The sequence below is a fragment of the Aliiglaciecola sp. 3_MG-2023 genome, assembly GCF_030548205.1.
Taxonomy (GTDB): Bacteria; Pseudomonadota; Gammaproteobacteria; order Enterobacterales; family Alteromonadaceae; genus Aliiglaciecola.
Window position 1 is genome coordinate 159,768 of record NZ_JAUORV010000009.1, and the last position, 26,907, is coordinate 186,674.

Sequence of the window (26,907 nt, forward strand, 5' to 3'; positions counted from 1 at the left end):
TCGTCTTATCGTTTCATGTTTCACTAACGAGCCTATATTGACGATACAGGCTAAACGATATACTACTTAATTTACTATTTGGTATTTAGCGCATCTGTTCGATTTGTCAACACTTGGTCGATCAAACCGTACTCTTTAGCTTCAGAAGCACTCAAAAAGTTGTCACGATCTGTATCTTGCGATACTTTTTCATAATCCTGACCAGTATGTTCAGACATTAAACGATTCAACTTCTCTTTAATAGACAGGATTTCTTTAGCATGTATTTCAAAATCAGATGCTTGTCCTTGGAAACCACCCAATGGTTGATGAATCATCACCCTTGAATTTGGCAAACAATAACGCTTACCTTTAGCTCCACCTGATAATAAGAATGCACCCATACTAGCAGCCTGTCCTACACATACAGTGCTTACATCAGGTTTTATAAAGTTCATAGTATCATATATGGCCATTCCTGCCGTAACAGAACCACCTGGAGAGTTAATATATAAAAATATATCTTTCTCTGGGTTTTCAGCTTCTAAAAACAACATCTGCGCTACGATTAGGTTAGCCATATGATCTTCAACTTGACCGACCAAGAAAATAACATTCTCTTTTAACAGTCTAGAATATATATCGTAAGAACGCTCACCCTTTGCAGTTTGTTCTACTACCATTGGGACAAGTGCATTGAGTGGATCGATTGGATTATTCAACATAAAATTAATTCTTCAAAAATAAAAATGCTCGGTAATTACCGAGCATTTAATCAGGTGCTGACTATTGAAGTCAATTACCAAAGGCCTAAATTACTGCTGTTTGTTCATGATATCGTCAAAAGCGGTGTCAACTTCTTTAACTTTAGCCTGACTCAGAACCAATTCAACGGCTTGCTCTTCAAGGGCAACGTTTTGAATTTGCTGAAGTAATTCGTTATTTGTTTTGTAGTACTCAATAACTTCTGATGGATCTTCGTATGCAGAAGCAGTCGTTTCAATTAACTGCTCAACTTTAGCGTCATCCACCTTAATTTCGTTGGTTTTGATAATTTCGCCTAAAATTAGACCAATTGAAACGCGACGTTTAGCATTTTCTTCAAACAAATCAGCCGGTAGTTCAGGCATGTTTGCACTGTTGCCGCCAGATTGTTGTTGGAAACGCTGCTTCGCCTGTTCACGCAAAGCGTCAACTTCTTGGTCAAGAAGCGCTTTAGGCACATCAATACTATTTTGCTCAAGCAAACCAGAAATCACATCTTCTTTTAACTTAGCTTTAAGGGTCTGATCAAGTTCACGTTGCATATTTTTGCGAACTTCAACTTGAAGGGCTTCAATACTGCCATCTTCAATACCAAATAACTTAGCAAACTCTTCGTCTACTTTAGGTAGTTCTAAGCCTTCAACCTTAGTCACAGTGATAGTAAACTCAGCGTCTTTACCTTTAAGGTTTTCTGCATGGTAATCTTCAGGGAAAGTAACGTTAGAAACAACTTCTTCGCCCTTCTTCGCGCCAACCAATGGCTTTTCAAAACCAGGGATCATTCGATCTTTACCAAGCTCTAACGGAAAGTCTTCAGCTTTGCCACCATCGAATTCTTCGCCGTCGATAGTACCTACAAAGTTAATTGTTACGCGATCGTCTTTTTTCGCTTTACGCTTAACTTCTTTCCAATCAGCATGTTGCTTACGCAACGTTTCCATCATGTTTTCAAGATCTTTGTCGTTAATTTCAACAACTGGCTTTTCAATTTCAATTTTATCAATACCTTGAACTTCTAGTTCAGGATAAACTTCAAAAGACGCGACAAATTCTAAATCTTCACCGTCTACATCTTTTTTCAATTCAAAGCTAGGCATACCCGCTGGGTTCAATTTTTCTTGTACCACTGCTTCATAGAAGTTACGTTGCATGGCTTCGCCAGCTACTTCTTGACGAACCGCTTGGCCGAAGCGCTTTTTAATTACGGTGACGGGCACTTTACCTGGGCGGAAACCATTAATACGTTGGGTTTTAGCCAACTGCTGTAAACGTGACTTTACTGCTGAATCAATAGAATCAGCAGGAACAGATATGGTTAAACGGCGTTCTAGGCCTTGAGTCGTCTCGACTGACACTTGCATTATTATTCCTCAACTATGCGTCACACAACGCGTAATTCGAACTCGCAGCAACTGATAAATAACCTATTAATTTAATGTGTTTATTTAATGTAAAAATAACAGGTTACTTTAGATACCAATACTGCCGCATTTTGCGGACCTAGTTGGTCCACCTCGGTTAAAAAAGACGCGACAGTATACAGGCTGTGCGTTGTATAGTCGAGGGTAAAAATTAATTTAAATGCGCTCATTGGCATATGTGTTGAATTTATTTACAAAAGGGGCCTTTTTCCTCAGCAAAGGCTTTATTTCAAGGGGAACACCTCCTTGATTGCATAACGTCTTAATATGTGGAATATTATTTTCAAGAAAGTGACTATACTTCGAGCCGAATTTGAATCCCAAAGATATGCTATTGCATCATTTACGATGCATATTAACGATTACCGAAGCACAACATATTAGTATGTTTCACCCCCAATTTAATTGGAAATCAGATCGCATATCAGCAGATTCAATTGAACCTACCTCTCCTCTTTCAAACGCTGAAGTTGGTTTATTTAACGATATTGACACACTGCCATCATCTAAAAACAACGAACTGCAGTTCAAACAGTTAGATCAAACTAGCTTATTAATTCAAGTTTCCGACCTTGTTATTTCAGATATAAGTAGTTTCGGTAGTAACAACGATGCTGACACAAACTCAACGAAACCAACACACTCGCGTCGTGCACCTTTACGAGCATTAAATAGTGAACAATATTATTTTATAAAAATAGAATTTCGGCAAAGATTACCTAGCTGGTTGAGCCGAACAGATAACCATTTTGATAAATCGAATTATAGATTTACGGCTTTGCAGCAACTGATTGTAGCAGCAGGTATGCAAAGTAAATTAATGAGTGATTACTTATATTTGTTATCAGACCCCCTAACGAGCTTATGCTCGAGGCCGGTTTTACAAAACAAAATTGCCCAGCTGAGTCAATCCTATTCAGTTGGTTTAGTGATGGTTCACTGTATCGATTTCCATCAAATCAACAAAAAATTTGGACACCAATTTGGCGATAATGTCATTCAGGAAATTGCCAGTAACCTTAAAGATGTTACACGCGAAGAAGACATCTTATGCCGTTTTGGTGGTGCGCTATTTGGCGTTGCATTTCCCGTTAATGAGCACACAGATGTTGCCAGTCTGGCAAAAAAGTTACAGAACTCTTTACAACAAAAACAATATTTAGAAGGAGCAATCAACTTACTTTTCGATTTAGGTGCTGCAATTGTCGAGCACAAACAAGAACAAAACGATGAAAATGAGAACGCCAACACTTTGATAAATCGAGCAGATCAGGCACTGAAAGTTGCACAGCAAGAAAATCAACCATCCATCATTACCTGGCACAAAGATGATTTCAATTTGTATCAGCAGCAGTTTAATTACCTCGGCGGTATTTTTACCGCAGACACAGTAACCGACTACCGTAACATGTTGTTATTGTGGGATATATCTTCATTAATTGCAGATAAATACAATTTTTCCCAATTGTGTCAAAGCGTTGTTCAGCGCTTAGCGCAAACTTTCGATTTTATGTGTGCCGGCATTGTTAGCACACCAGAGCAAGACCAAGATGAATATAAGTATTCAATAAATTCTGACGATAACGCAATTTCCTTAAGCAACAAGGATCGCGCATTTTTAGCTGAAATCAAACAGATGCAAAAAGTCGCTATAGAAAGTCGAAAACCGTCTGAGCGATATATGGGCAACGCACTTTTATTAGTTTTACCCCTAGAAATCGAAACGCAAGATTGCTTTTTCATATGCGGAAATGCACAACGATTTGAAGTTAAACACGATACTAAAGTGCTCTTGTCGGGGTTAACTCGGCAACTTGGAAAAGCGTTGCGCAGAAGCCGTTTGGAAGAGGAACTCAATCGAAAACTCGAAACTCAAAATGAACAACTTCAAAATGAATTAGCCCAACTTAAAGAAGGTCTGCAGGTTAGTAGTATTATTTATCGCTCTCAAGCCATGGAAAACCTGATGCGCCATGCAAAACGCGCAGCGACAACGGACACAACTGTGTTAGTCACTGGCGAAAGTGGTACGGGTAAAGAGCGGCTCATTAATGCGCTACACCAAATGGGAAACCGTAAAGATAAAGCGTTAGTGATAGTAGATTGTGGCTCAATTCCTGAAACCTTGATTGAGTCTGAGTTATTTGGTCACGTAAAAGGGGCCTTTACCGGTGCTCAAAATACCACATCAGGAAAGGTTCTAGATGCCAACGGGGGGGTATTGGTGTTAGATGAAATTGGTGAACTCCCTCTCAATATGCAAACTAAGCTGTTACGTTTTGTGCAAGAAAAGCACTTCACCCCAGTTGGTGGAAATAAAGTCATCAATGTTGATGTGAAAATTATTGCGGTTACTAATCGAGATTTGGCACAGGAAGTGGAGCTAGGTCACTTCCGAAAAGATTTGTACTATCGATTAAATGTGCTGACCTTGCACAATCCTCCACTGCGAGAAAGAGTTGAAGATATCGCCTTGTTAGCATCACACTTTTTAAAGAAATTTGCTGAACAATTTAAGGTGGAAAAACGCACCCTGGCTCCTGCAACACTCGAAAAAATGATACATTACCCTTGGCCAGGCAATATTCGCGAGCTAGAAAATCGCTTGATGCAAGCAACATTGCTTAGTGAAAACAGTACAATTGATTGGGAACTATTGAATATCCATGAAAATGGACATGCCGTTTCTGCCACTCATGCTGTTATGCCTGAAAATAAACTTCCCCCCCAAGAACAGCAAACCTCGTTTGCGTCCCATTTCCCGAACAAATCAAGCATAACCTCAGCTGCTGTTGAGCAATCGGCTTACGTTTCAACACAAACAACCTCGGCTTTGCAGCAGAGCGATAGTTTCGATTCGAAAAACCTTACCCCCGAACTGTATCTTTCGGAATTATTAGAAATAGTCAAACACCTGCTTACGACCTCAGGGCAGCATCCTCAATTTTTCAATGCGCCCTACGGAATTTGGATTGAAGATGAATTGATATTGAAAACCTATCTGGCAACGGATCGTAAGATGCGACTGACCGCAGCCAGGTTATCCATATCGCAAAGTACGGCGCGTAGAAAAGTAGATAGAATTCTAAAGGACATGAATAATGGCTCATTAGAACGTCCGCCAAAGTGGGAGCAGTTAAGTGAAGTGCTGATGCCCATTGCCACAGGAGAAATTCACATTGCCAATTGCGTAGCTAAGATAAAGCTGCTTGTTTTAGAAGCCATTTTGCACACCCCTGTTTATAACATGGCACAAGCCGCGGAAATGCTAGGGGTAAGCGAACCCACTTTTTATAAACTGAAACGGGAATTAGACAGTAGTCATTAAAAATGTCTAATCTTCAACTGACATTTTGAATGTCGCAACGGGCTTAACCTGCTCACAAGGTTAACTTGAAGCCAACCTTGGTATAGTTCAGAGCTTACAAATACTAAGTTGGCAAGGAAGTTTTATCTGCGCCGAGATTTAATATCTAAAATTTTGGAATCTTTCGTAAGGTTGGCTTGTACAATTCGCACATAGCCTTCATCAATTACATTCTCGATATTTTGGGTCAGAGTATTCATAATTCCAACTGGTGGCATTTCTTTAGATTGTATAATTCCTGTCCATTGATTGCGCCCAGATTCTTTAGACTTATATAAAGCATTATCTGCCAGTAAATGCACCTGCTCCCAACCTAAAGAGTCGGGGTAATGATGTGAAAATGGATAAGTGCTATACCCTATAGAACAAGATAGATGCATTTTCTGCTTAAGGTCAATGTCAAAACCATAATCAGCAATTTTTGTTCTTAAACGCTCAGCTAAAAGCTCAATTTCCTTTATCTCTTCAACTCTGCCCATTACTAAAAACTCGTCTCCACCCCACCGTATTACAGTATCAGATTTGCGACAAACAGCTTTTAATAATTCACTCACCTGACAAATGACTTTATCTCCAGCATCATGCCCATAGGTGTCATTGATAGGTTTGAATCCGTCTAAATCAAACATAAGGAAAAACAGCCTTGGTCCACTGTCTGCGTCGAATTTCCCAGCGCTGAGAGCTTGCTCAAAATCACGAAAAACACTAGCGCATTGTTGTTCAACAATACTATTTAAATAACGTCTGTTATGCAGCCCAGTTAATTGGTCGGTGACGCTCGCACTGAGCAACTGTTCATTAACTTCGCGTAACTCAGCAGTTCTACTTTTTACCTCTAATTCAAGTTCGTGACGGTAGTTTGCTTCTTTGGCTAACTTGTTGATGTACCAACGATAGACAAGGTATAAACTTCCCAAAACCAACAAACCATAAATGGTATAAGCCCACCATGAATACCATGGCGCGGGTAACACAGTTAGTGCCACATTAGCACCTTGTTCATTCCAAATACCGTCATTATTGGATGCTTTGACTCGAAATATATAACTGCCAGCCGGCAGGTTGGTATATGTCGCTTTGCGAATATCCCCCGCTTCTATCCAGTTATTATCGAAGCCTTCCAATTTATACAAATAACGATTATTCGTTGGAGAGGCGAAATCCAGCCCAGCAAACTCAAAAGCAATCAAATAATCTTTGTGAGAAATTTGTATGTGGTTACTTTTTTGTCCAGAAGAGTCTAGTGAAAAGACCTCATTTAACTTCTGAAACTTGGTTAATACAACGGGAGGAACATGTTGATTAGGCGCGATTTGTGACGGATAAAATGAAGTTGCCCCGTTAGTTCCGCCGAAATAAAGCTTGCCACTTTTCGAACGATAATAGGCACCATTATTGAATTCATTACCTTGAAGTCCGTGGGAACTATCATAATTTAATAATTCAAATGTTTCTGGATTTAGCTTACTAATACCTCGATTGGTACTTAACCATAGGAATCCAGATTCGTCCTCAAGAATGCCAAAGACACTGCTACTTGGAAGACCTTCGTATCGAGAGATCCGTTCGAACTCAAATTTTCCTAATTTACGATTCTCTGCAGAAAGTTTTGCGACACCAGCGCCCCTTGTTCCAATCCACATGTTTTCCTGAGAATCTTCAAAAATCGTCCACACTTCTTGGCTGCCTAAGGATGCGGGATCATCAACATCGTTTGGTATCCGCATAGCGGTGCCAGTTGTAGGGTTGAATATATTTAAACCTGCTCCCCAGGTACCAATCCATAACAAACCATTATTCGCTTTGTGAACGCTCATCAAACTATTACTGCTTAACGTTTGTAGGTCTGTATCATCTGACAAATAGCGAGTAAAAGTTTGGTTTTTAATGTCGAATAAATTTAAGCCACCAGAGAAAGTAGTGATCCAAAGTTTATTATTGCCTGCCGATTTAATCGCTGTAACACCCGGTGCTGAAAGGGCATTGGGGTTTGTTTTATCTGCTGGGTAATGGGTAAACGTCATTGTGGAAGTATCAAGTTTGCTCATACCTTGGTCTTGATAGCCAATGTAAAGCTCATTACCATTTTCCGAGTAAAGTGACATAACGGTATTGCTACGCAAAGTGTTGTCATCTTCTTCATTGGCAACAAAATGTTGAATATCCCCAGTCTCCACATTTAACCTATCTAGGCCCCCAATTGACCCTATCCATATCTCATTGTCTTTACCATCAACGAACGAATTGATATAACTTCCACTTAGGCTTTTCGACTTATCCGCTCCTTCACGAATATGATCAAAATTAGACGTCGCCGTATTCCACTTATTTAAGCCTTTAATACTACCAACCCAAAACACCTTGCCGCGGTCTTGAAATAAATACGTCAACTTGCCATCAGAAAGACTGTAAGGATTTTGCTTTTCTGGTTTGATATGTAAAAACGTTCGTTTGTCATTTTCCAGCCTAAATAGCCCATCTGAGGTTGCATACCAAATTCGATCATTGCGATCTTGGTATATATGGCTGACTTTTTGATCCGATAAGGCTTCAGGTCGCCACACCTCAGGTGCTTCACCCTCTAATTGCGAAAACGTGATCGCCGTCACGCCGTTATCACCGCCAAGCCAAATTCTTTGTTGATGATCCACGGTGAGAGTTTTAATCTGCGAAGATTGAATACTAGTAATATTGTTCATTTCCGTGGCATCAATTAAAACTTGGTAGCTATTGGGATCAAGTTTTACGACGCCTAAACCCGAGGCTGCAATCCACAAATAACCTTGCTGATCTTCGGCAATACTTTGGATTACAACCTGTTTTGATTGATCAGAGGTAATTGGCACATTTGTAAAATCATCGGTTGCGGGATTGTATATATTTAACCCTTTGTCACTGCCCAGCCATATTTGATTTTTTGATGAGTGAAACAGTACTCTTACTGTATCAGAGTTTATACTGCTGTTATCACCTGCTCGATATCGATAGTGACTGAAGGATTGCGTACCCTTATTAAAAACGTTAACGCCATTGCGCGTCCCTATCCACAGCATATTTTCCTGGGGTTCAATTATCGAGTAGATCCAATCAGAACTTAACGACTCTTTACTTCTTGGACTATAAGTGAATACTTTAAATTGGTAACCGTCATATCGATTTAGTCCTTCTTGAGTACCAAACCACATATAACCTTCGGAATCTTGAAACGCGGTTAGGATATTTTCTTGGGATAGCCCCTGATCTAGAGTAATGCGCTGAAATTTAATGTTTTCATTGTCTGCTACCGCATTAAACGTGCTGACTAGAGCAATTAAAGCGAGCATTGTTTGCAATGTTAAAAGTTTAACTAGCATCAATGACTTCATGAACTCATATTATCCTAATTGATTAAGGCTGAAGCATTTTAGATGTCCAAATTTACTTGAGCAACTAAATTTAACACTCTTTGTCTAAAACAGCTAAGCTGCATTCAAAGAATGCAGCTTAGCTTTGGTTGTTAATTATAGATTTAGGGACAGATTAGATTAATCCAGCTCAACTTCTAGAAGCTTGTTGGTCTCTTCATCATCGTTTACCACTGATTCATCTAACAACGCTTGATCTACAGACTCAATAGACATGTTGCCATCCCAAATTGAACCTTCAATGGAAGTTAATGCATCCCAAATGGAACCTTCAATCGATGATAAACCATCCCAAAGTGAACCTTCAATCGCTGTAGTACCATCCCATATGGACCCTTCAAGACTGGATAAGCCATCCCAAATCGATCCCTCAAGTGAGGTTGTTCCATCCCAAATCGAACCTTCTAACACTGAGAATCCGTCCCAGATGGAACCTTCGAGAATTGTCGAACCATCCCAGATTGAACCTTCAATAGCTGTAGTTCCGTCCCAAATTGAACCTTGAATTGAAGTAGAACCATCCCAAATCGAACCCTGAAGAGCTGTTTTTCCATCCCAGAGTGATCCTTCAATTGAACTTAACCCGTCCCAAATTGAACCTTCAATTCTACTAGTAGAGTCCCAAATTGAACCTTCTATTGTACTGCTACCGTCCCAAATAGACCCTTCTGCTACAAATTCACCATTGTTAAGGGCTAATAACAACTGACCTTGCTCAGTCACACGAGCTGGGCCTTTGAAGTGTGCCACTCCATTGAGATCCGCTTCAAGATCTAAACCAACGTTGGCGCAACCAAAAGCGTCACTGGTCACCGCTTCATAGGCATTAATTAAGCCAGCACCTTGAGTGAAAGGTCCGTAATTTTCACCCGTAGAAGGGTCTATTACCGCTGTAGCGGAATCAATTAAGCGACATTTCACATCATCAGGGGACAAACGAGAGTTGTACTGCAGCATAAGTGCAATCGTACCCGTTACCACAGCTGCGGCTTGTGAAGTACCAGACACCAGGTGGTAATCCTCACCTGTTTCAGACTCTACAAAATTTTTGTTTTTCAACAAGCTTTTGTTCATTTTAGAAGCGATATGCCCACCAAAAGCAACAATTTCAGGTTTAACAAAGCCTTCTACTGAGGGGCCTTTTGATGAGAAGGTAGTCATACGATCATCGCTATAATCTTCAGGTGTATAACTATCTGTTAGTGCGCCAACAGTAATAATGTAAGGATTATTTCCAGGTACGGTCACAGTCGCATAATCCGAGCCTGTATTACCTACTGAAGTTACAACAACAATACCTGCGTCCCATAAGCGCATTACTGCTTGGTTAATCGGGTCATTCCAATAGTTTGATTGTACACTTGCCCCCATAGATAAATTCAATACACGGATACGATAGCGATTACGGTTCTGATAAATATAGTTTAATCCATCTAACACATCGGTATAGCTACCATTACCTGAAGCATCAAAGGCTTTAACTGACAACAAATACACATCCGGAGCAATACCGTTAAATTTACCTTCATCCGTTTTGAGACTACTGGCAATAATACCCGTAACATGGCTTCCGTGACCATTTTGATCATCGTTTAAAGCCCGTGTCTTTTTACTTTTAATTGCATCATACTTATAAAACGCGCGTGAACGTTCATATTGATTCTGTAATAGGTATTTACCTTGTTCGCCGCCCATTAACGTGCCACTGTCTAAAACAGCAACTGTTACGCCCTTTCCAGTAATTCCCTTTTCATGTAATAAATCTGCCTGTGTTTGAGTTGCAATATTATTGTCGATAGCGAATTTTTTTAATTGACCTGCAGCATTGGCTGAATTGCCATTCCCCATAGTCATCACGTTTCTATCTGCAGTAACCTGTATACCAGAAATACTGGCTAGTTCATCGGCCTGCTTAACAGATAAGTAGGCACTAATAGCATTGATAATTGGAAATTCTCGCGAAACTGCACCGCCGACGCGCTCAACTGCGGATACCAAAGCATCACGGCCCAACCCTTGTAATATGTAGGCTTGTTCTTTTGCTACGTTTTGGCTTACTACCATTTGTGGTGTACTGCCTGATTCAGTAAAGAAAGGCACACTGCTACTATTGGCTTGAGTTGTCAGCATCACTGCTGAAACACTGCTGATGAAGGAAAGGGCTCCAACTAACAATGTTTTCTTATCTGTAAAAAAACTCATTTTATCACTCCACTTCGGATAAATTTTAATCTCTCCACACCTAAATGCACAATGTGTGCCAACTCTTAATTTCAAATTAACTTGTTGTATTTAAATGATTTTTACAATCATCGACCAAAGACGACTTAAAATATGAATAACCAACTTAAAATATGAATTAAAATAAAAACCAATGGTCATAATTTAAGTCACATATATTAGTCTAATTAAATTACCTTTTCATTTTAGAAACTCAAAGTAACCTATGTTGTTTTGCGTAAACCTAGGTAGTGCGGTCAAACAAGATTGAAACTATCCATGACTTAGCTAAATATCAGCAAAACCTGCTAGGTTGAGTGGTTTTAAGAAAAGAGCAGAAATGAACGTTAGTGGATTAAAACGAGGATTAAATTAAGCATTGAGAACAGGGCTAGTGATGGGTATCCTGCTGATATGACACAATATCAAACTCACGAGCTGACCCCATGAGTAATAGTAAATTAATCCTCTCTTTCCTTTGCATTGCAATAGCCGTGTTGTGCTATGTCATGTTTGGTCCATCTGATCACGAACCAGTTGAACTTTCAGAGGAAGTCAAAGGTGAGTTGTTAAATACATCTGACAACTCCGATATGGAGCAGTTACCCAATGCTGAGACAGCAACACCCGAAGTCGATTTGCAAGGCTTACCAGCCAGTCCTCTGAATATTTCTTTAATAGGAGTTGTGGCAAGTGATGAGGAAATGGAGGCCTCAGCAACCATCCAATCTCGTTTACAAGTTCGTACTTATTTTGTTAATGATCAAATCGCATACACTAACGCAGTAATACAAGAAATTAGAAACGATAGGGTTATATTGTTAAATGAAGGGCAGCGAGAAGTATTATTACTCAGGGGCACGGTATCTGAAGAAAATAATCTAGCAGCAAACACAAGCAAGAATCTGACTGAAGGATATGATCAAAATACTCACCCTCAGGACGTTGCCAAATCCATTGGTAACCGACCTAAACTACTGGAGCATATCATCACTATTTCACCTTTTGATCGCAATGACCCATCTGCTGGTTTTAATGTGCTCCCAGGTTTGAATCCTAAACTATATCGAAACGCAAAATTTAAAGAAGGCGACGTACTACAAAAGATTAACGGTAACGATATTACCACTGATGAGGGGCTGGAGGCCGTTCAAACCTTATTACCCACAGCTCAAACACTCATGTTTAGTGTATTGCGGGGTGGTCAGGTGATTAGTTTGTATTTAGATATTCCCTCAGAAAACTTAAATATACAAAGAAATTAGAAGTTAAGGCTTATCCCCCCCGTTAATGGGATAGAGCCCACACCTGTAGCACGGTCTTTAGGCCGTGAATTTGATATCAATAAATGCAGGGCTAAAGCCACCGCCTACAGACCGTGGATGTTTTGAATTTGGTTACTTAGGAATTTAACTTTGAAGATAGAGCCTCAATAGAACGAGATGAAGGCTGATCCCCCGTTAATGGGATAGAGCCTACTATTTGAATAATACTGGGAGATAGATGACTAACAATGGTGCGGAAGGAGAGACTTGAACTCTCACGCCGTGAAGCACTGGAACCTAAATCCAGCGTGTCTACCAATTCCACCACTTCCGCAAGTGGGGTGGACGATGGGGTTTGAACCCACGACCACCGGAATCACAATCCGGGGCTCTACCAACTGAGCTACGTCCACCACTGTGTTACTCTTTTTACACTAAATTATTTTTACTTGCCAGATAAATAACTATCTGCTTACTCTTTTCTACTTTTCTCAAATACACATTATTGAAAAGTATTCCCAGATATCAAATCCATATCCAACCGTTCCGCTGGCGCGTCCGGCAGGATTCGAACCTGCGACCACCCGCTTAGAAGGCGGGTGCTCTATCCAGCTGAGCTACGGACGCTCTACGAATCTGAACAAGTAAAAAATGGTCGGTGAGACAGGATTCGAACCTGCGACCCCTTGGACCCAAACCAAGTGCGCTACCAAGCTGCGCTACTCACCGAACAATCGTTGCGATAAAACCTCATCGCTTCGAGGGGGCGCATATTACCCACTTGCCCCAACCTCGTCAAATACTTTTTTAGAGATTTTTTCTAACTGGCTAATTATGAAACAATTAGTTTATAAAATATGCTTTTTGACTGTCCAGTTTAAAAATAAAAAGCAATTCATTGTAGAATCGAAAAAACTATTTTAATAACGCGTGATCTGCGGGTAATTTGTTTTTTATCCAGATGGCCAACCTATGCTTCATACTGAGTAAATCTTCTGAATCCTCTCCCAAGGAAGCAATTAATTTATCATTCACGAGTAGCCGGTAAATAATTTCAACTTTCTCTTTTTGGCCCATGGTTTCGCTAAAACCGTCAAAGCCCCGGTTCTTAGCATAGGTTTCCCCTACGCTAATGGCCATTTTAAGCAACTGCTGTTCATTTTTTATTTTTTTCAAAAATAATTCCTTAACGCCAAAGCTCAGATATTCAGATTGTTAAGATGGCTTATTCTGAGCTCTTGATTCAATCAGGGTAAAACCATATCCCATTCTTCTTCGGGGAAAAACCCAATTGCTGCAAATAGTTTTCATGTTTTAGGCTGTCTGCCTTTGCAAAAACCGCCCCATAGCCAAACTGAGTCTTTAAACGTTGTCCCTGTCCCAAAACAAAATGACCAATTCGACAATCTCGATAGGCGGGTATAACAAAATCAAAATCAACAATAAAATTATTATTTTCATCAGCATAGCCTGAAAGTAAACCCGCCACTTCCGTATTTTCCATCATAAAATAATAACGACGTTGGGTTTGCTGCATTTTTTTGAAAAAACGCGGAAAGTGGAATTCAATATCTTGACGATGGTATTCAAGGAAAAAATCCACATAATTGGAGGGCATGCTCACTTCTAATACAGAGAAATGTTGCTCGGCTTGCATTAGCATTTTACGCAAATAGACAATATTGGTGATCGCAATAAAACCATTTAAGAATGCCACAGGAGATGCCCCTATGATTATTCCATAGATGCAAAAGGAAGATGCGCCAAATAAATTGTACCAACGCAGCCTTACAATGGAATCTCGAGTAAGTGAAAACGCAATTAAAGCAGATGCACAGTAGCCAAAAATTTCTACGCCAGTGAGTTGCAAGGGTAATATCCTATTCTTGTAGTCGGTTTTAAAACCATTTCAATTAAACATAGTTTGATTATACGTGAGTTCAACGGCAATTCCTGCTTATCTAAACAATAATTGCCGCCCACCTAACAACTAAGCATAATTAATATCAACTCACGATTGCTTGGCTTAGCAAGGTTATGGGACAATATGCACAATCGAAGTTATAAAAGCCAAACACATGCCAGCACAACTGATAAATGGAAAATCAATTGCCAAACAGGTAAGAGAAAATGTTGCTTCCCAAGTAGAAGCTATAACAGCGGCAGGAAAGAGACCTCCCGGCCTTGCAGTCATTAAAGTCGGTCATGATCCAGCTTCTGGTGTATACGTTGCCAATAAACGTAAAGCCTGTGATGAAGTGGGTTTTGTTGATAAGGCCCATGATTTACCAGCTAATATTACCCAGCAACAACTGTTAGAGCTAGTTGACTCACTCAACCTGGATCCTCAAGTCGATGGAATTCTGGTGCAGTTGCCTCTTCCAGCGGGTTTAAATGCCGAAGAGGTATTAGAACGTATTCGTCCTGATAAAGATGTAGATGGATTCCACCCTTACAATATCGGTCGTTTAGTGCAACGTATGCCAGCCCTGAGGCCCTGCACACCAAAAGGTATAATGACCCTAATTGAATCAACTAAACGTCCAGCAAAAGGATTAGATGCGGTCATAGTAGGGGCATCAAATATCGTCGGGCGTCCTATGTCTCTTGAGCTACTGTTGGCGGGTTGTACAGTTACCACTTGTCATAAATTCACCCAAGATTTAAAAAGCCATGTAAAGCGTGCTGATATTCTAGTAGTCGCAGTAGGTAAAGCAGAATTTATTCCTGGTGATTGGATTAAACCTGGTGCGATTGTCATCGATGTGGGTATCAATCGACAAGCGGACGGCACCTTAGTGGGCGATGTGGAATTCGACGTCGCTAAAGAGCATGCCGGATGGATTACCCCGGTTCCTGGCGGTGTGGGCCCAATGACTGTGGCGAGTTTAATTGAAAATACCTTAGAAGCATATGTGAAGTACCGTAGCTAGTGACGGACCTAGGTGAAGAGTTTGCTAACCAAGGGATTGAAGAAACCAAAGCCTGGTTAAATCAAGTGGTTATCGGCCTTAATTTTTGCCCGTTTGCCAAGCGCGAAGTGCTACGTAATTCGATTCGCTTCACCGATTGCGATACAAAAAAATCTAAAGAGGTGCTCAGCTCTTTTGCTCAAGAAGTGCTTTGTTTAGACAAAAATGCGCAAATTGAAACCACGTTAATGATACTTACTGGCGGCTTTAAGCAATTTTTTAGTTATCTAGACATAGTAGATTTAACCCAGACCTGGTTAGATGAAAACGGCTATTCAGGTGTCTATCAAATTGCCAGCTTTCATCCTGATTATGTTTTTGAAGGGGAGCCTGAAAACTCCCCAGCAAATTACACTAATCGTTCACCCTACCCCATGTTGCACCTGCTTCGAGAAGAAGGCTTAGACAAAGCAATTCGCTCTTATAAAAACCCTGAACAAATACCACAAAACAACATCAATAAAGCGCACAATATGGGTGAAACCGCACTGAAGGCATTGCTGTTATCCTGTATGAAACCCTAAGTCTTTAGATGACCCATTAAAATACAGCAAAATAACAAAGCCTCGACTTTTAGGGTTACGATTTCATTCTGAGTTTTGTTCGTCCCCCTTGCAAAATGCGCTATTGAGGCGACTCACCTTCATCAATTGGAAATTCCTGGGGCTGTTGAATTTGAGTATTTTTGTCTTCGATGAAATCGTTGTACTCTTTTTGTATTTGCCCTGCAGAAAAGCTAGACAACTGATAATTCACGTCATACCAGTACTTGCCCGCATCCCCCTCAAAGCGAGCGAAAGTGGCCCCCTCGACTGCCCACAGCCAGATATTAATTATCCTGCCATCTTCTAAACCAACTTCAAACGTAGCTGTCACCGACTGAGGATCAAATACAACCTCTTCTGCTATTTTCTCAAATTTCAGATTAACCAGGTTGTCTACATAAGCACTTAAAATACTGTCATATTTAAGTTGCTCTTTTTCACCTATCTCGCTTAATTGGAACTCATCTTCTTGCTGGAAATCTTTGACAATTTCAAAACCTAAGTTCCCTTCACGGCGGACATAACTTATTTGCTTAGAGGAGATATCCAAAATAGGCTGCTTGAGCCAAGAATTTTGATCTGTTGGTAAGCTTATGATGCGATCCAATAACCATGTTTGCTTTTCCCCCACTAATCGGACGTAGGAGCCCTGCCCTAAACTCGCCCGCAAGCCAATTAGGACCTGATAAGTTTGCGAGCCTACAGCTATTTTTACCAGTGTGGCTTGACTGTCTACTGCGTTTATATCTTGCAACCCCAAGCGTGCAAAGTTTTGACTCTTGGCGGTTTTGGCTTCAAATAGTACCGCTTTTGATAAACCATCCACCAGTTCAGATAAAGCCTCTTGTTGTAGTGGGTACTCACGTTCACGGACTGGCAGTATCGTTACCCACCCATCGGCATCCTGACGAGCATCAACTAAGATTCCATTTGCATTGGCAAGATGAATTTTTTGAATCTTTTGTGCTTGTTTAGCCAGCTCAGGAAACAACTTCACTTTTTCTCCAGAAGCTTGATTTTCCCCCATTGCTAAAAAGTAGATAGCCGCCACTAAAGCAGCAATAATAACCACTAACGACATCAATTGCTTATTCATAGGGTAAACCCTCATCACCTTTAGAACGCGTCCTCATTAGCCTTGCAAGCAACATCAGAACAAGCATTAACACTATGGGAGCTACCGCAATGTTAATGAACTTCAACCAATTGCCAAGCTCCTCTATGTCTTTGTCCAATTGGTGGCGGACTTCGCGCAACGCTTTTCGGATTTCGGTACGCTTTTCAACAAATTCATCTAATGCTTGTTGCTGTTCTGGCGTCATCACCAGACCAGCGCCTTCAACTTGTTGATTTTGCAATTGCGCGAGTTGTTGTTCCGTCTCATCCAATTGTTGCTGCAAAAGCTGCTCTTGCTCTCGGAACTTGCGCTCTGCTTCTACTTTCAATGCATCTACAGTGTTAAACGGACGCGCGAAAGTGCCTCGGCTGCGAATACTGATAAGCGCATCACTGCCACTCAAGTTCTCTACCGCATTGGTAACAAAATCGCCATTATTGGCAAAAGGTGTATAAACCGTTTCCCCAAAGAAATTGGCCTGCTGTACCCAGAATCGGTCAGCCAACAAGTCTGTATCTCCCACCACAATGACATTTATTTGATGAGTAGAAGACATGTGTGTGCTATCAAGTGTGACGTCATCTGGCGCTTGCTTGTATGCCGAAGACGCTCTGCCTTGTAATCTCGCAGCCAATACGTGGTTTCGATTTTGGTTTTTAAACTCCCTTGCCAACGCATTGGGATCTTGCAACGACGAATACGTAAACACGTCCATAAAACCAGAATTTGCTGAAGAACGCATTAAGGGGGTCCACGAAAGAGAGCTACCATTAGATTTACTGAACGTGCCAAATGAAGCTCCATTAATAATCTCCAGATTTGCAGTGGTAACATCGTCACGGTCAAGTTGTTGAGATTGAACCCCAACAAAACCAAAGTGCCTGGCAACCCCACCATCAGCTGTACGAATATCTAACCCTAGCTCGGCATCAAGTAAAACCTGACTATCATCGAACTGCAGTCCCCAGGCATCAAACAAGGTCGCCAAATTCGAGCTATTTTCAGCCGATGCTCCCATACCGGCCATCATTGCCATGGGATCAGATTCATTTTTTGGATCAACAAAAGCAAGCAATTTTCCGCCGTGCATGACGAATTGATCAATGGCATACAATAGTTTCTCATTTAACGATTGAGGATGAACTAACATCAGCACATCGGTATCCTCGGGAAAGGTTTCATCACTATTTGAGATTTGTTCCACTTGATACAATTGTTGTAACTGGCTGTAAAACGTCCAAGCCGGGTCGAATTGTCCTGTCATGGGATTTTGTCCACCAGCAAGGGGTAAATCCGTCACTAAGGTTATTTTAACCGACTCAGGTTGAGACAACTTGTGAATTAATTTACTGATTTCATACTCGAGAAATTTTTCTTTTTGTGGATCAAAGAAACCAATAGTTTCTTGATCATCTAAAGCATTGGTTGCGGCTAACCCTAAATAAACAGCATCTCCCAAATTACCCAAAGTTGCAGCAGTAAGCCCAAATTCATTGGCTTGATCTTCTGCTTCTGAAAAAGGTTCTGGATCAACAATGTGTAACTTGATTTTACCATCCGCCGCTTTTTCATATTCTCGCAACATGGTTTCCACGCGATTCGCATAATTGCGTAAAGCCGTCATGCTCTTAGATGACTTATCTGAGAAGAAGAAATACAAATTAATGGGTTCATCAATGTGAGAAACAATTTCCTTACTGCCATCAGATAAAGAATAAACCTGGTTTTCAGTCAAATCGAGGCGAAATGGACTCAACAACTGATTATTAAGTACCGTTAAAGCAAAAAATAAAACGGCCAATAAAATTAGAATTATAGAGGTGGAAAATTTACTCATACTATTAATCCGCCTTTTTACGTTCGATTATCAATAAACTGGCGTACAACCAAATTACAATTGAAATGCAGAAATAGCCCACATCATTGAGGGCAATTACCCCTTTGGCAAGTGACTCATAGTGCGTTAAAAAACTAAACGAGGCCACCGTATCAATCAACATAGATGGCGCCCAATTTTTAAATGCATCCAACACAATGTTGCTACCGCTAACGACAAACAAAAAACACACAACCACTGCCAATATAAAGGCCACTACCTGATTTTTAGTCATCGCTGACATACACATTCCAATGGCTAGGAATGCACCTGACATTAACCAACTGCCAATATAAGCCGCAACGACCACCCCATTATCAGGTTCGCCGAGATAATTAATCGTTAGCCACAATGGGAAGGTAAGCAGCAGTGATAAGCCCAGGACAGCCCATGAGGCTAAGAACTTTGCTATAACTGCTTGCAAACTACTCACAGGTAAAGTCATCAACAGTTCAATACTTCCACTTTTGCGCTCTTCAGACCAAGTACGCATGGCAATTGCTGGTACTAGAAATAAATATAACCAAGGATGGAAGTTAAAAAATGGGAGTAAGTCTGCTTGTTCCCGTTCGTACAAACTCCCTATAAAAAATGCAAAAACTGCTGATAAAATCAGAAATATTGTAATAAAAACGTAAGCAACAGGCGTAGCAAAAAAACTTGCAATTTCCCGTTTAAATAGCGTCAAAATCATGCCCATTAATCTTTCCCTCCCTGTGTCAATTCTCTAAACACTTGATCAAGACGACCTGGTTCAACATACAAGGTATCTACTGGCAAACGCCGTTCATGAATATGCTTATTTACATCGTGCAAAATATCTTTGCCCGGTTCAGTCAATAAGGTCACTTTTCCAGACGCGCGATCTGATAAAATATCAACGATGCCTGGTACATCTAGAAAACCAGAGGTATCAGATGGATAGCTTAAGTGTAAGGTGATGGCATTGTGATATTTGGATTTTTGGATGAGTTCTTTTGGCGTACCATTAAATTTCATCTGGCCGGCCGCAATGATCATCACTCGATTACACAAGGCCGAAACCTCTTCGAGTATATGAGTGGAAATAATCACTATTTTGTCTCTGGCAAGATTTTGTATAAGTTCACGTACCTGATGTTTCTGGTTGGGATCCAGACCGTCTGTAGGTTCATCTAAAATCAATATCTGTGGATCATGCAACAGCGCCTGAGCTAATCCCACACGACGCTTAAATCCTTTAGACAAATTATCAATGGGCTTATCTAACACCGATTGTAAATCTATTCTATTGATAACATGGCTAATGCGTTGCCGTTTTAGGTCTCCTTTTAAGCCTCGAATCGCGGCAATAAAATTTAAAAACTGCAAAGGTGTCATATCCCCATATGCAGGAGCGCCCTCTGGCAGGTAACCTATTTTCTGTTTTATTTTTTTGGCGTCTTCGTAAATTGATAAATCGTCAATTAAGATGTCGCCATCATCAGGTGTGATAAACCCCGTAAGCATTTTCATCGTGGTAGATTTGCCCGCACCATTGGGACCTAAAAATCCAACTACATCGCCTGGCTGGATATCAAAACTAAGGTGATTAACAGCGACAAAATCACCAAAAATCTTCGTTAAATTTTTTACATAGATCATGCTATTCCCATTATGATCAGTGAGTTATCCACATTGCTATTGAATATGGTACTCAGAAAAAAGAAATCAAGAATTTACGCGAACAATTAAGAAAAATTTTTATTATATGTAAGACGTCAGAATCTCACACTTCATTGCAAAAAAGTGTATTAAAAATGCAATCTAATGCCAATATTTTTTAGAGTACCAAAAAAAAAGACCTAAACTCGGTAAAATGTTAATTTAATCCAAGTTTAAGTCTAAGGTTGGTTCGGGAAGTGAACAACTAAAGCATAACAGAAATCCTTTGTTATTGAGGTTTCAATTTAATGTCATTGTGTTGCAAAATGTGTTTTCCCCTTCCCCCACCAAAAATAAACCCCATGAAATACAAAGGTCTACATGTCTATTGAAATAAGCCCCATTGGCTATATTAACACCCCATACAAAGAGAAGTTTGCTATTCCCAGGCAGCCAGGCCTGGTAACTGCGGCCAGGGGGCAGATACATTTTTACCAAGCATTTAATTCTGTTGACTTTATTCGAGGTATCGAACAATTCAGCCACTTATGGTTAATATTTCAATTTCATCAAACTGCCAATAAATCCACCTCGCCATTGGTGCGGCCACCGAGACTTGGTGGAAATGCAAAAGTTGGCGTTTTCGCCTCCCGCAGTACACACCGTCCCAACAACCTAGGAATGAGCGCAGTAAAACTAGAAAAGATAATCAGCGAAGATGGGCAACAGAGTTTACTGATTTCAGGAATGGATCTGTTGGATAACACCCCAATTATCGATATTAAACCCTATATTCCCTACTCAGACAGTATCCCTTTAGCTGAAGCGGGTTATGGACAAACTAGACCTCAAGACTCATTAGTCGTTAAATTTTCCCAAGCTGCCAATGAGCAGTTGATTATCCACCAACCGCAATATCCACAACTAACTGTCTTGATTGAACAAATTTTAGGACAGGATCCTCGTCCTGCGTATCACAAAAATAAACCCAGTGAACGTCTATACGGAGTCACACTGTATAATTTAAACATCCAATGGCGTGTTGACGGCAAAACGTGCGTAGTAGAGCATATCAACAAAGTACAAAACGAAGGGCTAGTACCTTGAGCCGTTCTCATTTTTAATTACTCAATCCCCTAAATACTCATCGCTTAATCAACGCCTTTTTTCACAACGGGGATAATATCTCTTTTGCCTTTTAGAGGGTGCTGGTAGAATGTCGTCCGTTTTCGATTTAACAGCAAAATAAGGATCTACTAAGCTGATGCGTACCAGCCAATATCTGTTATCTACCCAAAAAGAAACTCCTGCCGATGCGGAAGTCATTAGTCACAAATTGATGTTACGAGCGGGTATGGTTCGTAAGCTTGCTTCTGGCTTATATACATGGCTGCCAAGTGGATTACGTGTGCTTAATAAAGTGGCTGATATTGTTCGCCAAGAAATGAACAAAGCTGGGGCAATTGAAATGTTAATGCCTGTTGTTCAACCTGCTGATCTATGGCAAGAAAGTGGCCGATGGGATGAATACGGTCCTGAACTCCTGCGCATCAAAGATCGCCATAACCGCGATTTTGTTTTGGGTCCAACTCATGAAGAAGTTATCACCTCGTTAGTCAAAAACGAAATTAGCAGTTACAAACAATTGCCCATTAACCTTTATCAAATACAAACTAAATTTCGTGATGAAGTACGTCCTCGATTTGGCATAATGCGTGGTCGCGAATTCACCATGAAAGATGCCTACTCATTTCATACATCTGAAGAATCATTGCAACAGACTTACGATAAAATGTTTCAGGCCTACTGTAATATTTTCGAACGACTCGGTCTGGAATATCGCCCTGTAATTGCTGATTCTGGCTCCATTGGTGGTGCAGTTTCCCATGAATTTCATGTTTTAGCAGAATCAGGCGAAGACGCCATCGCATTCAGTAATGGGTCTGACTATGCGGCCAATATTGAAATGGCCGAAGCAATTTCACCCGTAACAGAAAAAGCTCCCGCTATGGCGGTTAAAACACAAGTTGCTACGCCTAATGTGAAAACCATTGAGCAAGTCTGCGAGCAATTTGACATCAGCCCAGACAAAACGGTTAAAACGCTAATCGTACTTGGTGAGCAAGATGATAAAGGTCAGCAAGGATTAGTAGCACTGGTGCTTCGCGGTGATCACACGTTAAATGACATCAAAGCCGAAAAACTTGATTCTGTCTATGCACCTTTAACAATGGCAAACGACCAACAAATATTCCAAGACTTAAATTGTGAAGCCGGTTCTATTGGGCCCCTTGAACTATCAATCCCTGTCATTGTAGATAAAAGTGCAGCCCACTTAACGGATTTTGTATGTGGGGCGAACAAAACAGGGTTCCATTTCACAGGCGCGAACTGGGATAGAGACATTGTTGACTATCAAGTTGCCGATTTGCGCAATGTTGAAGCTGGTGATCCTTCTCCCGACGGACAGGGCTCACTAGAAATCAAACGTGGTATTGAAGTTGGTCACATCTTCCAATTAGGTGATAAGTATTCCGAAGCCATGGGCTGTGGGGTGTTAAACGAGCAAGGCAAACACCAAGTATTAGCTATGGGATGTTATGGCATAGGTGTATCGAGAATTGTTGCCGCCGCCATAGAACAGAATCATGATAAATACGGCATAATTTGGCCTGAAGCTATAGCGCCTTTCAAAGTTGCATTGATCCCAATGAACATGCACAAATCCCACCGTATTCAGCAAGTAGCGGAATCACTTTATGAAGAACTCGTCGCCGCAGGAATAGATGTACTTTTTGATGATCGTAAAGAACGCCCAGGCGTGATGTTCAATGATATGGAATTAATCGGTATTCCTCACACTATTGTTATAGGTGAACGCAACCTAGACGAAGACAACGTTGAGTATAAACATAGACGTACAGGCGAAAAGCAGATAGTTAGTATCAAAGATGTTTTATCCCTATTGCAAAAACAGTAGTCAAAAAATAAGAGTACCAAGATCATGCTTGGTACTCTTTTGACTAAGTTCTATTTCCATATACTTTTCAATAACTTTGAATAAGTTTACATCTTATTTTTTGAATTTCTCAGTGATAGTCTATGCTAATATTTACGCATAACAGGTTCGTGTGCACAAACGGCAAAAAAGAGATGGCATATGCAATTAACGTTTTACGGTGTTAGAGGTTCAATTCCAGCGCCGGGTCCAGAATATGTAAAATATGGTGGCAATACAGCCTGTGTGCACATTGCGTTGGATGATGGCACGGACATTATTCTAGATGCCGGAACGGGCATCAAAAACCTTGGTCAAAAATTAATATCCAAGCAATCGGATGTACATTTATTGCTAACCCACAATCATTGGGATCATATTCAAGGGTTTCCGTTCTTTGCACCTATATATCAGCCGGATAGAAACATATTCATCACCCCGGGTATGACAACATTAGATGAAAGTAATGCCATTTTAGAACAGATGTCTGGTAGTTATTTTCCGGTTCATCACAACACATTGCAATCCAATATCGAATTAAAATCAATACCAGAGGGCATCAATAGTTGGAAAATTGGCAGCGCTAAAATTTCTCGTCACCCTATGAATCACCCTGGTAGTGGAAGCTCATACTTAATAGAAGCCGATGGCGCTAAAGTGGCCTACATAACGGATAATGAACTTTATCCCCCCTACGTCAAAGAAACTGATTTTTTACAATGGGTTGAGTTTGCAATGAGTGCGGATATTATTATCCATGACGCTCAGTATATGTTATCGGATATGCCTGGAAAATCCGGTTGGGGGCACTCGGTAGCAGAAGAAGCAGTTAAGTTGGCGCTAGCTTGCAGGGCTAAACGATTAGCACTTTACAGTCATGATCATATTAGAACTGACGATGATATTGCTGCCATTGAATCCCATTGTCAGGAAGTCATAGCCATTGCAGAGGATGATCTACAAGTATTTGCTGCTGCAGAAGGAAAGACCATAGTTTTCTAGAGGTAAAGTAATGTTCTTACTTTGTCGAAACCATCAGGTTTACAGTCTAATTTTGCGGTATGCTTTGGTCGACAACGCAGTTTCGTCCTTTTTCTTTAGCAAAGTATAAACGTTCGTCGGCTTTAACTAGCAATTCATCCAAATCGGTGCCATCAGTACCGTAATGGGATATTCCAGCACTGAAGGTAATATTGATTTTTTGTTTATTATAAATAAAAGGCGTTTCCATTAACTTTTTGCGTAATGAATCAATTTGTTGAAAACTATCTTTTGATTTAGACGCTTGCATTACTAATGCAAATTCTTCACCACCAAAGCGCGCTAGTAAATCGCTTTTTCGGGTATATTTTTTCAGAAATTCAGCCACAAAACGTAAAGCTGCATCCCCACCATGATGGCCGTATAAGTCATTTACATTTTTAAAATAATCCAAATCAAAAAGCACCACAGACATATCAACTTTATGCCTTTTTGCATAGTCACTGGTGGATGCAAAAGAATCAAACAATTTCATTCTATTTGCTAGCCCAGTCAATTTATCAGTGCCGGCCAATTGCATTAGTCGCTCTTCGTTAGTCTCCCTATTACGCTCATAAACATGAGCTAAGGCAATCATAAGCACGCCACTCAATATCACATTTAAAGACACCGTAATATTCAATGGAATATCATCTGTTAGAAATTTTAAATGGAATATCGTAATCCCTAAGGTCATAAAAAAAATCGAAAAGTAGAAACCAATTTTTCGTCCCATTAGCAAATAGGAGATCACAGGGATCGTCAAAATCCATACGTAAATAGATTGGGAAGAATTAGGCACTGATAAGGCGTACATCATTATCGAAAAGAATGGTAAAAGATAAGCCATTACCCATATTTGAAAATGTTCAGTGCGGACAACACGTCGCCACACGAAAAACGAAAAAATTCCGTACACAATTTCAAGAAAAGCTAAGGCGTAAACCCCGCGATAAATATTAATCAAACCAAAAACAAAGCCGCCCACAAAGGTTATCAGCAACAATACTAGTAAAACCTTGCGGCGGTATTCGGTATTATGATCAAAATCGCTAAGCATAAACAGTCTCGTACAACAAAAATAAGCCTACGGATTTACTTGAATTCGAACCGCCAATCCATGGGTCACTTACTTCAAAAGAGAAAAAATAATTTTGGAGTAAACATTAGTCTAATGTGTTTAACATTAAAAAGGTATGTAAACTATGCCGAATATGTAAGAAAGTTGCCAATATAAGGAATAAGCCTGCAGTTTTTTGCCGCTAAATGACTAAGTTACGCCGCTTTATAACAGTTTTTCCCATTCAGTTTCGCTGCATACAAGGCTTTGTCTGCCCGATTAAACAAGGTTTCGTCAGTATCACCAAATTGATACATGGTACTGCCGATGCTACAGGAAATATTGTATTTAGCTAAAACTGTATTTCGGTTCATAAACCCTTGAATACGTTTAGCTATTTTACTATTTGTCAGTTCATCGCTACCCGGCAACAAACAACAGAATTCATCACCACCAAAGCGAAAAGCATAATCGCTATTGCGTAAGGATTGATTTAATACATTCGCAACTGCAATCAATACCTGATCACCTTCTTGGTGGCCAAAAGTATCATTTACTAATTTGAATTTATCCAAATCAATCACCAGTAAACCAAAGCTTTCACTGGCACGTTTAGCATGACTAAGCAGTCTTAATAAAGACTCTTGATAGTGTACTCTATTGCCCAGTGATGTCAGGTGATCTTTGAGCGCTAGTTGTTTAACACTATGAAATTCCAGTGCATTTTTTAAAGGAAATTTAAATAATCGATGTAAATCAGTGAGTATTGCCGTTTCTCGTAAACTCAATACATTCGAAAATGAGTAGATTAGGGTAGCAAAGATTTTATGCTGACTAACTTGATCTAATGTTTTGTTATTTTTAGATTTTTCAGTATTACCAAAGGTCAATAAACCATCAGGAAATTTAATCGATAAGCCCTGTAGATTTATTTTTGCCTTCAATTGACGATAAAACAGTTGTGCGATTTCTTCTAAATCAATACTGGTTGATAGTTGCAACATGATTTGGTGCGACTCAGTATGACTTAAGCCACTATTATGCATACCTGAGCTGAACAGATTATTATCTTTCAACCCAGCGTCAAAAACCGGTGTCATGTGTTCCAAAACCAGTGCTCCTGCCAATTTTTTGGCGAATAAAGGGCTTAATACCCATTTAGTTAATTAGAAAAGTCTTATTACTGGTTAATTAGCAATCACTGTGCCACAGATTACTGCTAATATTAAAATAACTGATTGGCGAGATATTAAGTCACAAAAATCCCGTTAAGCC

At 40.2% G+C, this 26,907-nt stretch carries 19 protein-coding genes and 4 tRNA genes; 7 read left to right on the forward strand and 16 right to left on the reverse strand.

What is annotated here, in order from left to right; genetic code table 11:
- Nucleotides 1–74: 74 nt before the first annotated feature.
- Nucleotides 75–704: an ATP-dependent Clp endopeptidase proteolytic subunit ClpP gene (gene clpP / locus Q4574_RS12200; RefSeq protein WP_303474423.1), complete on the reverse strand. Its 630-nt coding sequence runs from the start codon at nt 702–704 to the stop codon at nt 75–77.
- Nucleotides 705–794: 90 nt separating this feature from the next.
- Nucleotides 795–2,105 carry a trigger factor gene (tig, locus tag Q4574_RS12205; RefSeq protein ID WP_303474424.1) on the reverse strand — a complete coding sequence of 437 codons (1,311 nt, stop codon included), beginning with the start codon at nt 2,103–2,105 and terminating at the stop codon, nt 795–797.
- A 394-nt stretch (nt 2,106–2,499) separates the two neighbouring features.
- Between tig and Q4574_RS12210 the strand changes: the two genes are divergently transcribed.
- Nucleotides 2,500–5,493 carry a sigma 54-interacting transcriptional regulator gene (locus Q4574_RS12210; protein WP_303474425.1) on the forward strand — a complete coding sequence of 998 codons (2,994 nt, stop codon included), beginning with the start codon at nt 2,500–2,502 and terminating at the stop codon, nt 5,491–5,493.
- Nucleotides 5,494–5,615: 122 nt separating this feature from the next.
- Here Q4574_RS12210 and Q4574_RS12215 read toward each other — a convergent pair whose 3' ends face one another.
- Together Q4574_RS12215 and Q4574_RS12220 are read right to left on the reverse strand one after the other, a co-directional pair.
- The gene (locus Q4574_RS12215) at nt 5,616–8,885 is read right to left on the reverse strand and encodes a ligand-binding sensor domain-containing diguanylate cyclase (RefSeq protein ID WP_303474426.1); all 3,270 of its coding nucleotides are present in this window, start codon (nt 8,883–8,885) and stop codon (nt 5,616–5,618) included.
- A 171-nt stretch (nt 8,886–9,056) separates the two neighbouring features.
- A complete protein-coding gene (locus tag Q4574_RS12220) occupies nt 9,057–11,138 on the reverse strand; it encodes a S8 family peptidase (protein WP_303474427.1) in 2,082 nt (693 codons plus the stop codon).
- 464 nt (nt 11,139–11,602) lie between these two features.
- Between Q4574_RS12220 and gspC the strand changes: the two genes are divergently transcribed.
- Entirely contained in the window at nt 11,603–12,421 is an 819-nt protein-coding gene (gspC, locus tag Q4574_RS12225; protein WP_303474428.1) for a type II secretion system protein GspC, read from the forward strand.
- Between the two features lie 249 nt (nt 12,422–12,670).
- On the opposite strand, the gene Q4574_RS12230 is transcribed toward gspC, so the two are convergent.
- The 6 genes from Q4574_RS12230 to Q4574_RS12255 all read right to left on the reverse strand — a co-directional run bounded on the left by Q4574_RS12230 (nt 12,671) and on the right by Q4574_RS12255 (nt 14,291).
- Nucleotides 12,671–12,755 (reverse strand) — tRNA-Leu (locus tag Q4574_RS12230).
- A gap of 3 nt (nt 12,756–12,758) precedes the next feature.
- Nucleotides 12,759–12,834, reverse strand: a tRNA-His gene (locus Q4574_RS12235).
- Between the two features lie 137 nt (nt 12,835–12,971).
- Nucleotides 12,972–13,048: transfer RNA gene (locus Q4574_RS12240), tRNA-Arg, on the reverse strand.
- 25 nt (nt 13,049–13,073) lie between these two features.
- Nucleotides 13,074–13,150: transfer RNA gene (locus Q4574_RS12245), tRNA-Pro, on the reverse strand.
- A 186-nt stretch (nt 13,151–13,336) separates the two neighbouring features.
- On the reverse strand, nt 13,337–13,597 hold the full coding sequence (locus tag Q4574_RS12250; protein WP_303474429.1) for a DUF5062 family protein: 261 nt from the start codon (nt 13,595–13,597) through the stop codon (nt 13,337–13,339).
- Between the two features lie 67 nt (nt 13,598–13,664).
- On the reverse strand, nt 13,665–14,291 hold the full coding sequence (locus Q4574_RS12255; RefSeq protein WP_303474430.1) for a hypothetical protein: 627 nt from the start codon (nt 14,289–14,291) through the stop codon (nt 13,665–13,667).
- 208 nt (nt 14,292–14,499) lie between these two features.
- On the opposite strand from Q4574_RS12255, the gene folD reads away from it, so the two are divergent.
- Entirely contained in the window at nt 14,500–15,354 is an 855-nt protein-coding gene (gene folD / locus Q4574_RS12260; protein ID WP_303474431.1) for a bifunctional methylenetetrahydrofolate dehydrogenase/methenyltetrahydrofolate cyclohydrolase FolD, read from the forward strand.
- On the forward strand, nt 15,354–15,917 hold the full coding sequence (locus tag Q4574_RS12265; protein WP_303474432.1) for a DUF1415 domain-containing protein: 564 nt from the start codon (nt 15,354–15,356) through the stop codon (nt 15,915–15,917). Before folD ends, Q4574_RS12265 begins: the two co-directional genes overlap by 1 nt.
- A 100-nt stretch (nt 15,918–16,017) precedes the next feature.
- Here the strand turns inward: Q4574_RS12265 and Q4574_RS12270 are convergent, their stop codons facing one another.
- Genes Q4574_RS12270 through Q4574_RS12285 form a run of 4 tightly spaced genes read right to left on the reverse strand, consistent with a single transcriptional unit; the run spans nt 16,018 to nt 20,554 of the window.
- The gene (locus Q4574_RS12270; protein ID WP_303474433.1) at nt 16,018–17,034 is read right to left on the reverse strand and encodes a DUF4340 domain-containing protein; all 1,017 of its coding nucleotides are present in this window, start codon (nt 17,032–17,034) and stop codon (nt 16,018–16,020) included.
- Entirely contained in the window at nt 17,027–18,892 is a 1,866-nt protein-coding gene (locus Q4574_RS12275) for a Gldg family protein (protein WP_303474434.1), read from the reverse strand. Before Q4574_RS12275 ends, Q4574_RS12270 begins: the two co-directional genes overlap by 8 nt.
- Nucleotides 18,893–18,896: 4 nt before the next feature.
- The gene (locus tag Q4574_RS12280; protein WP_303474435.1) at nt 18,897–19,631 is read right to left on the reverse strand and encodes an ABC transporter permease subunit; all 735 of its coding nucleotides are present in this window, start codon (nt 19,629–19,631) and stop codon (nt 18,897–18,899) included.
- The gene (locus Q4574_RS12285) at nt 19,631–20,554 is read right to left on the reverse strand and encodes an ABC transporter ATP-binding protein (RefSeq protein ID WP_303474436.1); all 924 of its coding nucleotides are present in this window, start codon (nt 20,552–20,554) and stop codon (nt 19,631–19,633) included. Before Q4574_RS12285 ends, Q4574_RS12280 begins: the two co-directional genes overlap by 1 nt.
- 381 nt (nt 20,555–20,935) lie before the next feature.
- Here Q4574_RS12285 and tsaA point away from each other — a divergent pair, with 381 nt between their 5' ends.
- From tsaA to Q4574_RS12300, 3 genes are all read left to right on the forward strand, one after another.
- A complete protein-coding gene (tsaA, locus tag Q4574_RS12290) occupies nt 20,936–21,661 on the forward strand; it encodes a tRNA (N6-threonylcarbamoyladenosine(37)-N6)-methyltransferase TrmO (RefSeq protein WP_303474437.1) in 726 nt (241 codons plus the stop codon).
- Nucleotides 21,662–21,818: 157 nt separating this feature from the next.
- Nucleotides 21,819–23,534, forward strand: coding sequence for a proline--tRNA ligase (locus Q4574_RS12295; protein ID WP_303474438.1), 1,716 nt, complete (start codon nt 21,819–21,821; stop codon nt 23,532–23,534).
- 180 nt (nt 23,535–23,714) lie between these two features.
- Nucleotides 23,715–24,554 carry an MBL fold metallo-hydrolase gene (locus Q4574_RS12300; RefSeq protein WP_303474439.1) on the forward strand — a complete coding sequence of 280 codons (840 nt, stop codon included), beginning with the start codon at nt 23,715–23,717 and terminating at the stop codon, nt 24,552–24,554.
- A gap of 46 nt (nt 24,555–24,600) precedes the next feature.
- Here Q4574_RS12300 and Q4574_RS12305 read toward each other — a convergent pair whose 3' ends face one another.
- Nucleotides 24,601–25,632: a GGDEF domain-containing protein gene (locus Q4574_RS12305; protein ID WP_303474440.1), complete on the reverse strand. Its 1,032-nt coding sequence runs from the start codon at nt 25,630–25,632 to the stop codon at nt 24,601–24,603.
- A gap of 215 nt (nt 25,633–25,847) precedes the next feature.
- Nucleotides 25,848–26,732 (reverse strand): GGDEF domain-containing protein, encoded by an 885-nt coding sequence (locus Q4574_RS12310; protein ID WP_303474467.1) that lies wholly within the window; start codon nt 26,730–26,732, stop codon nt 25,848–25,850.
- Nucleotides 26,733–26,907: the final 175 nt, after the last annotated feature.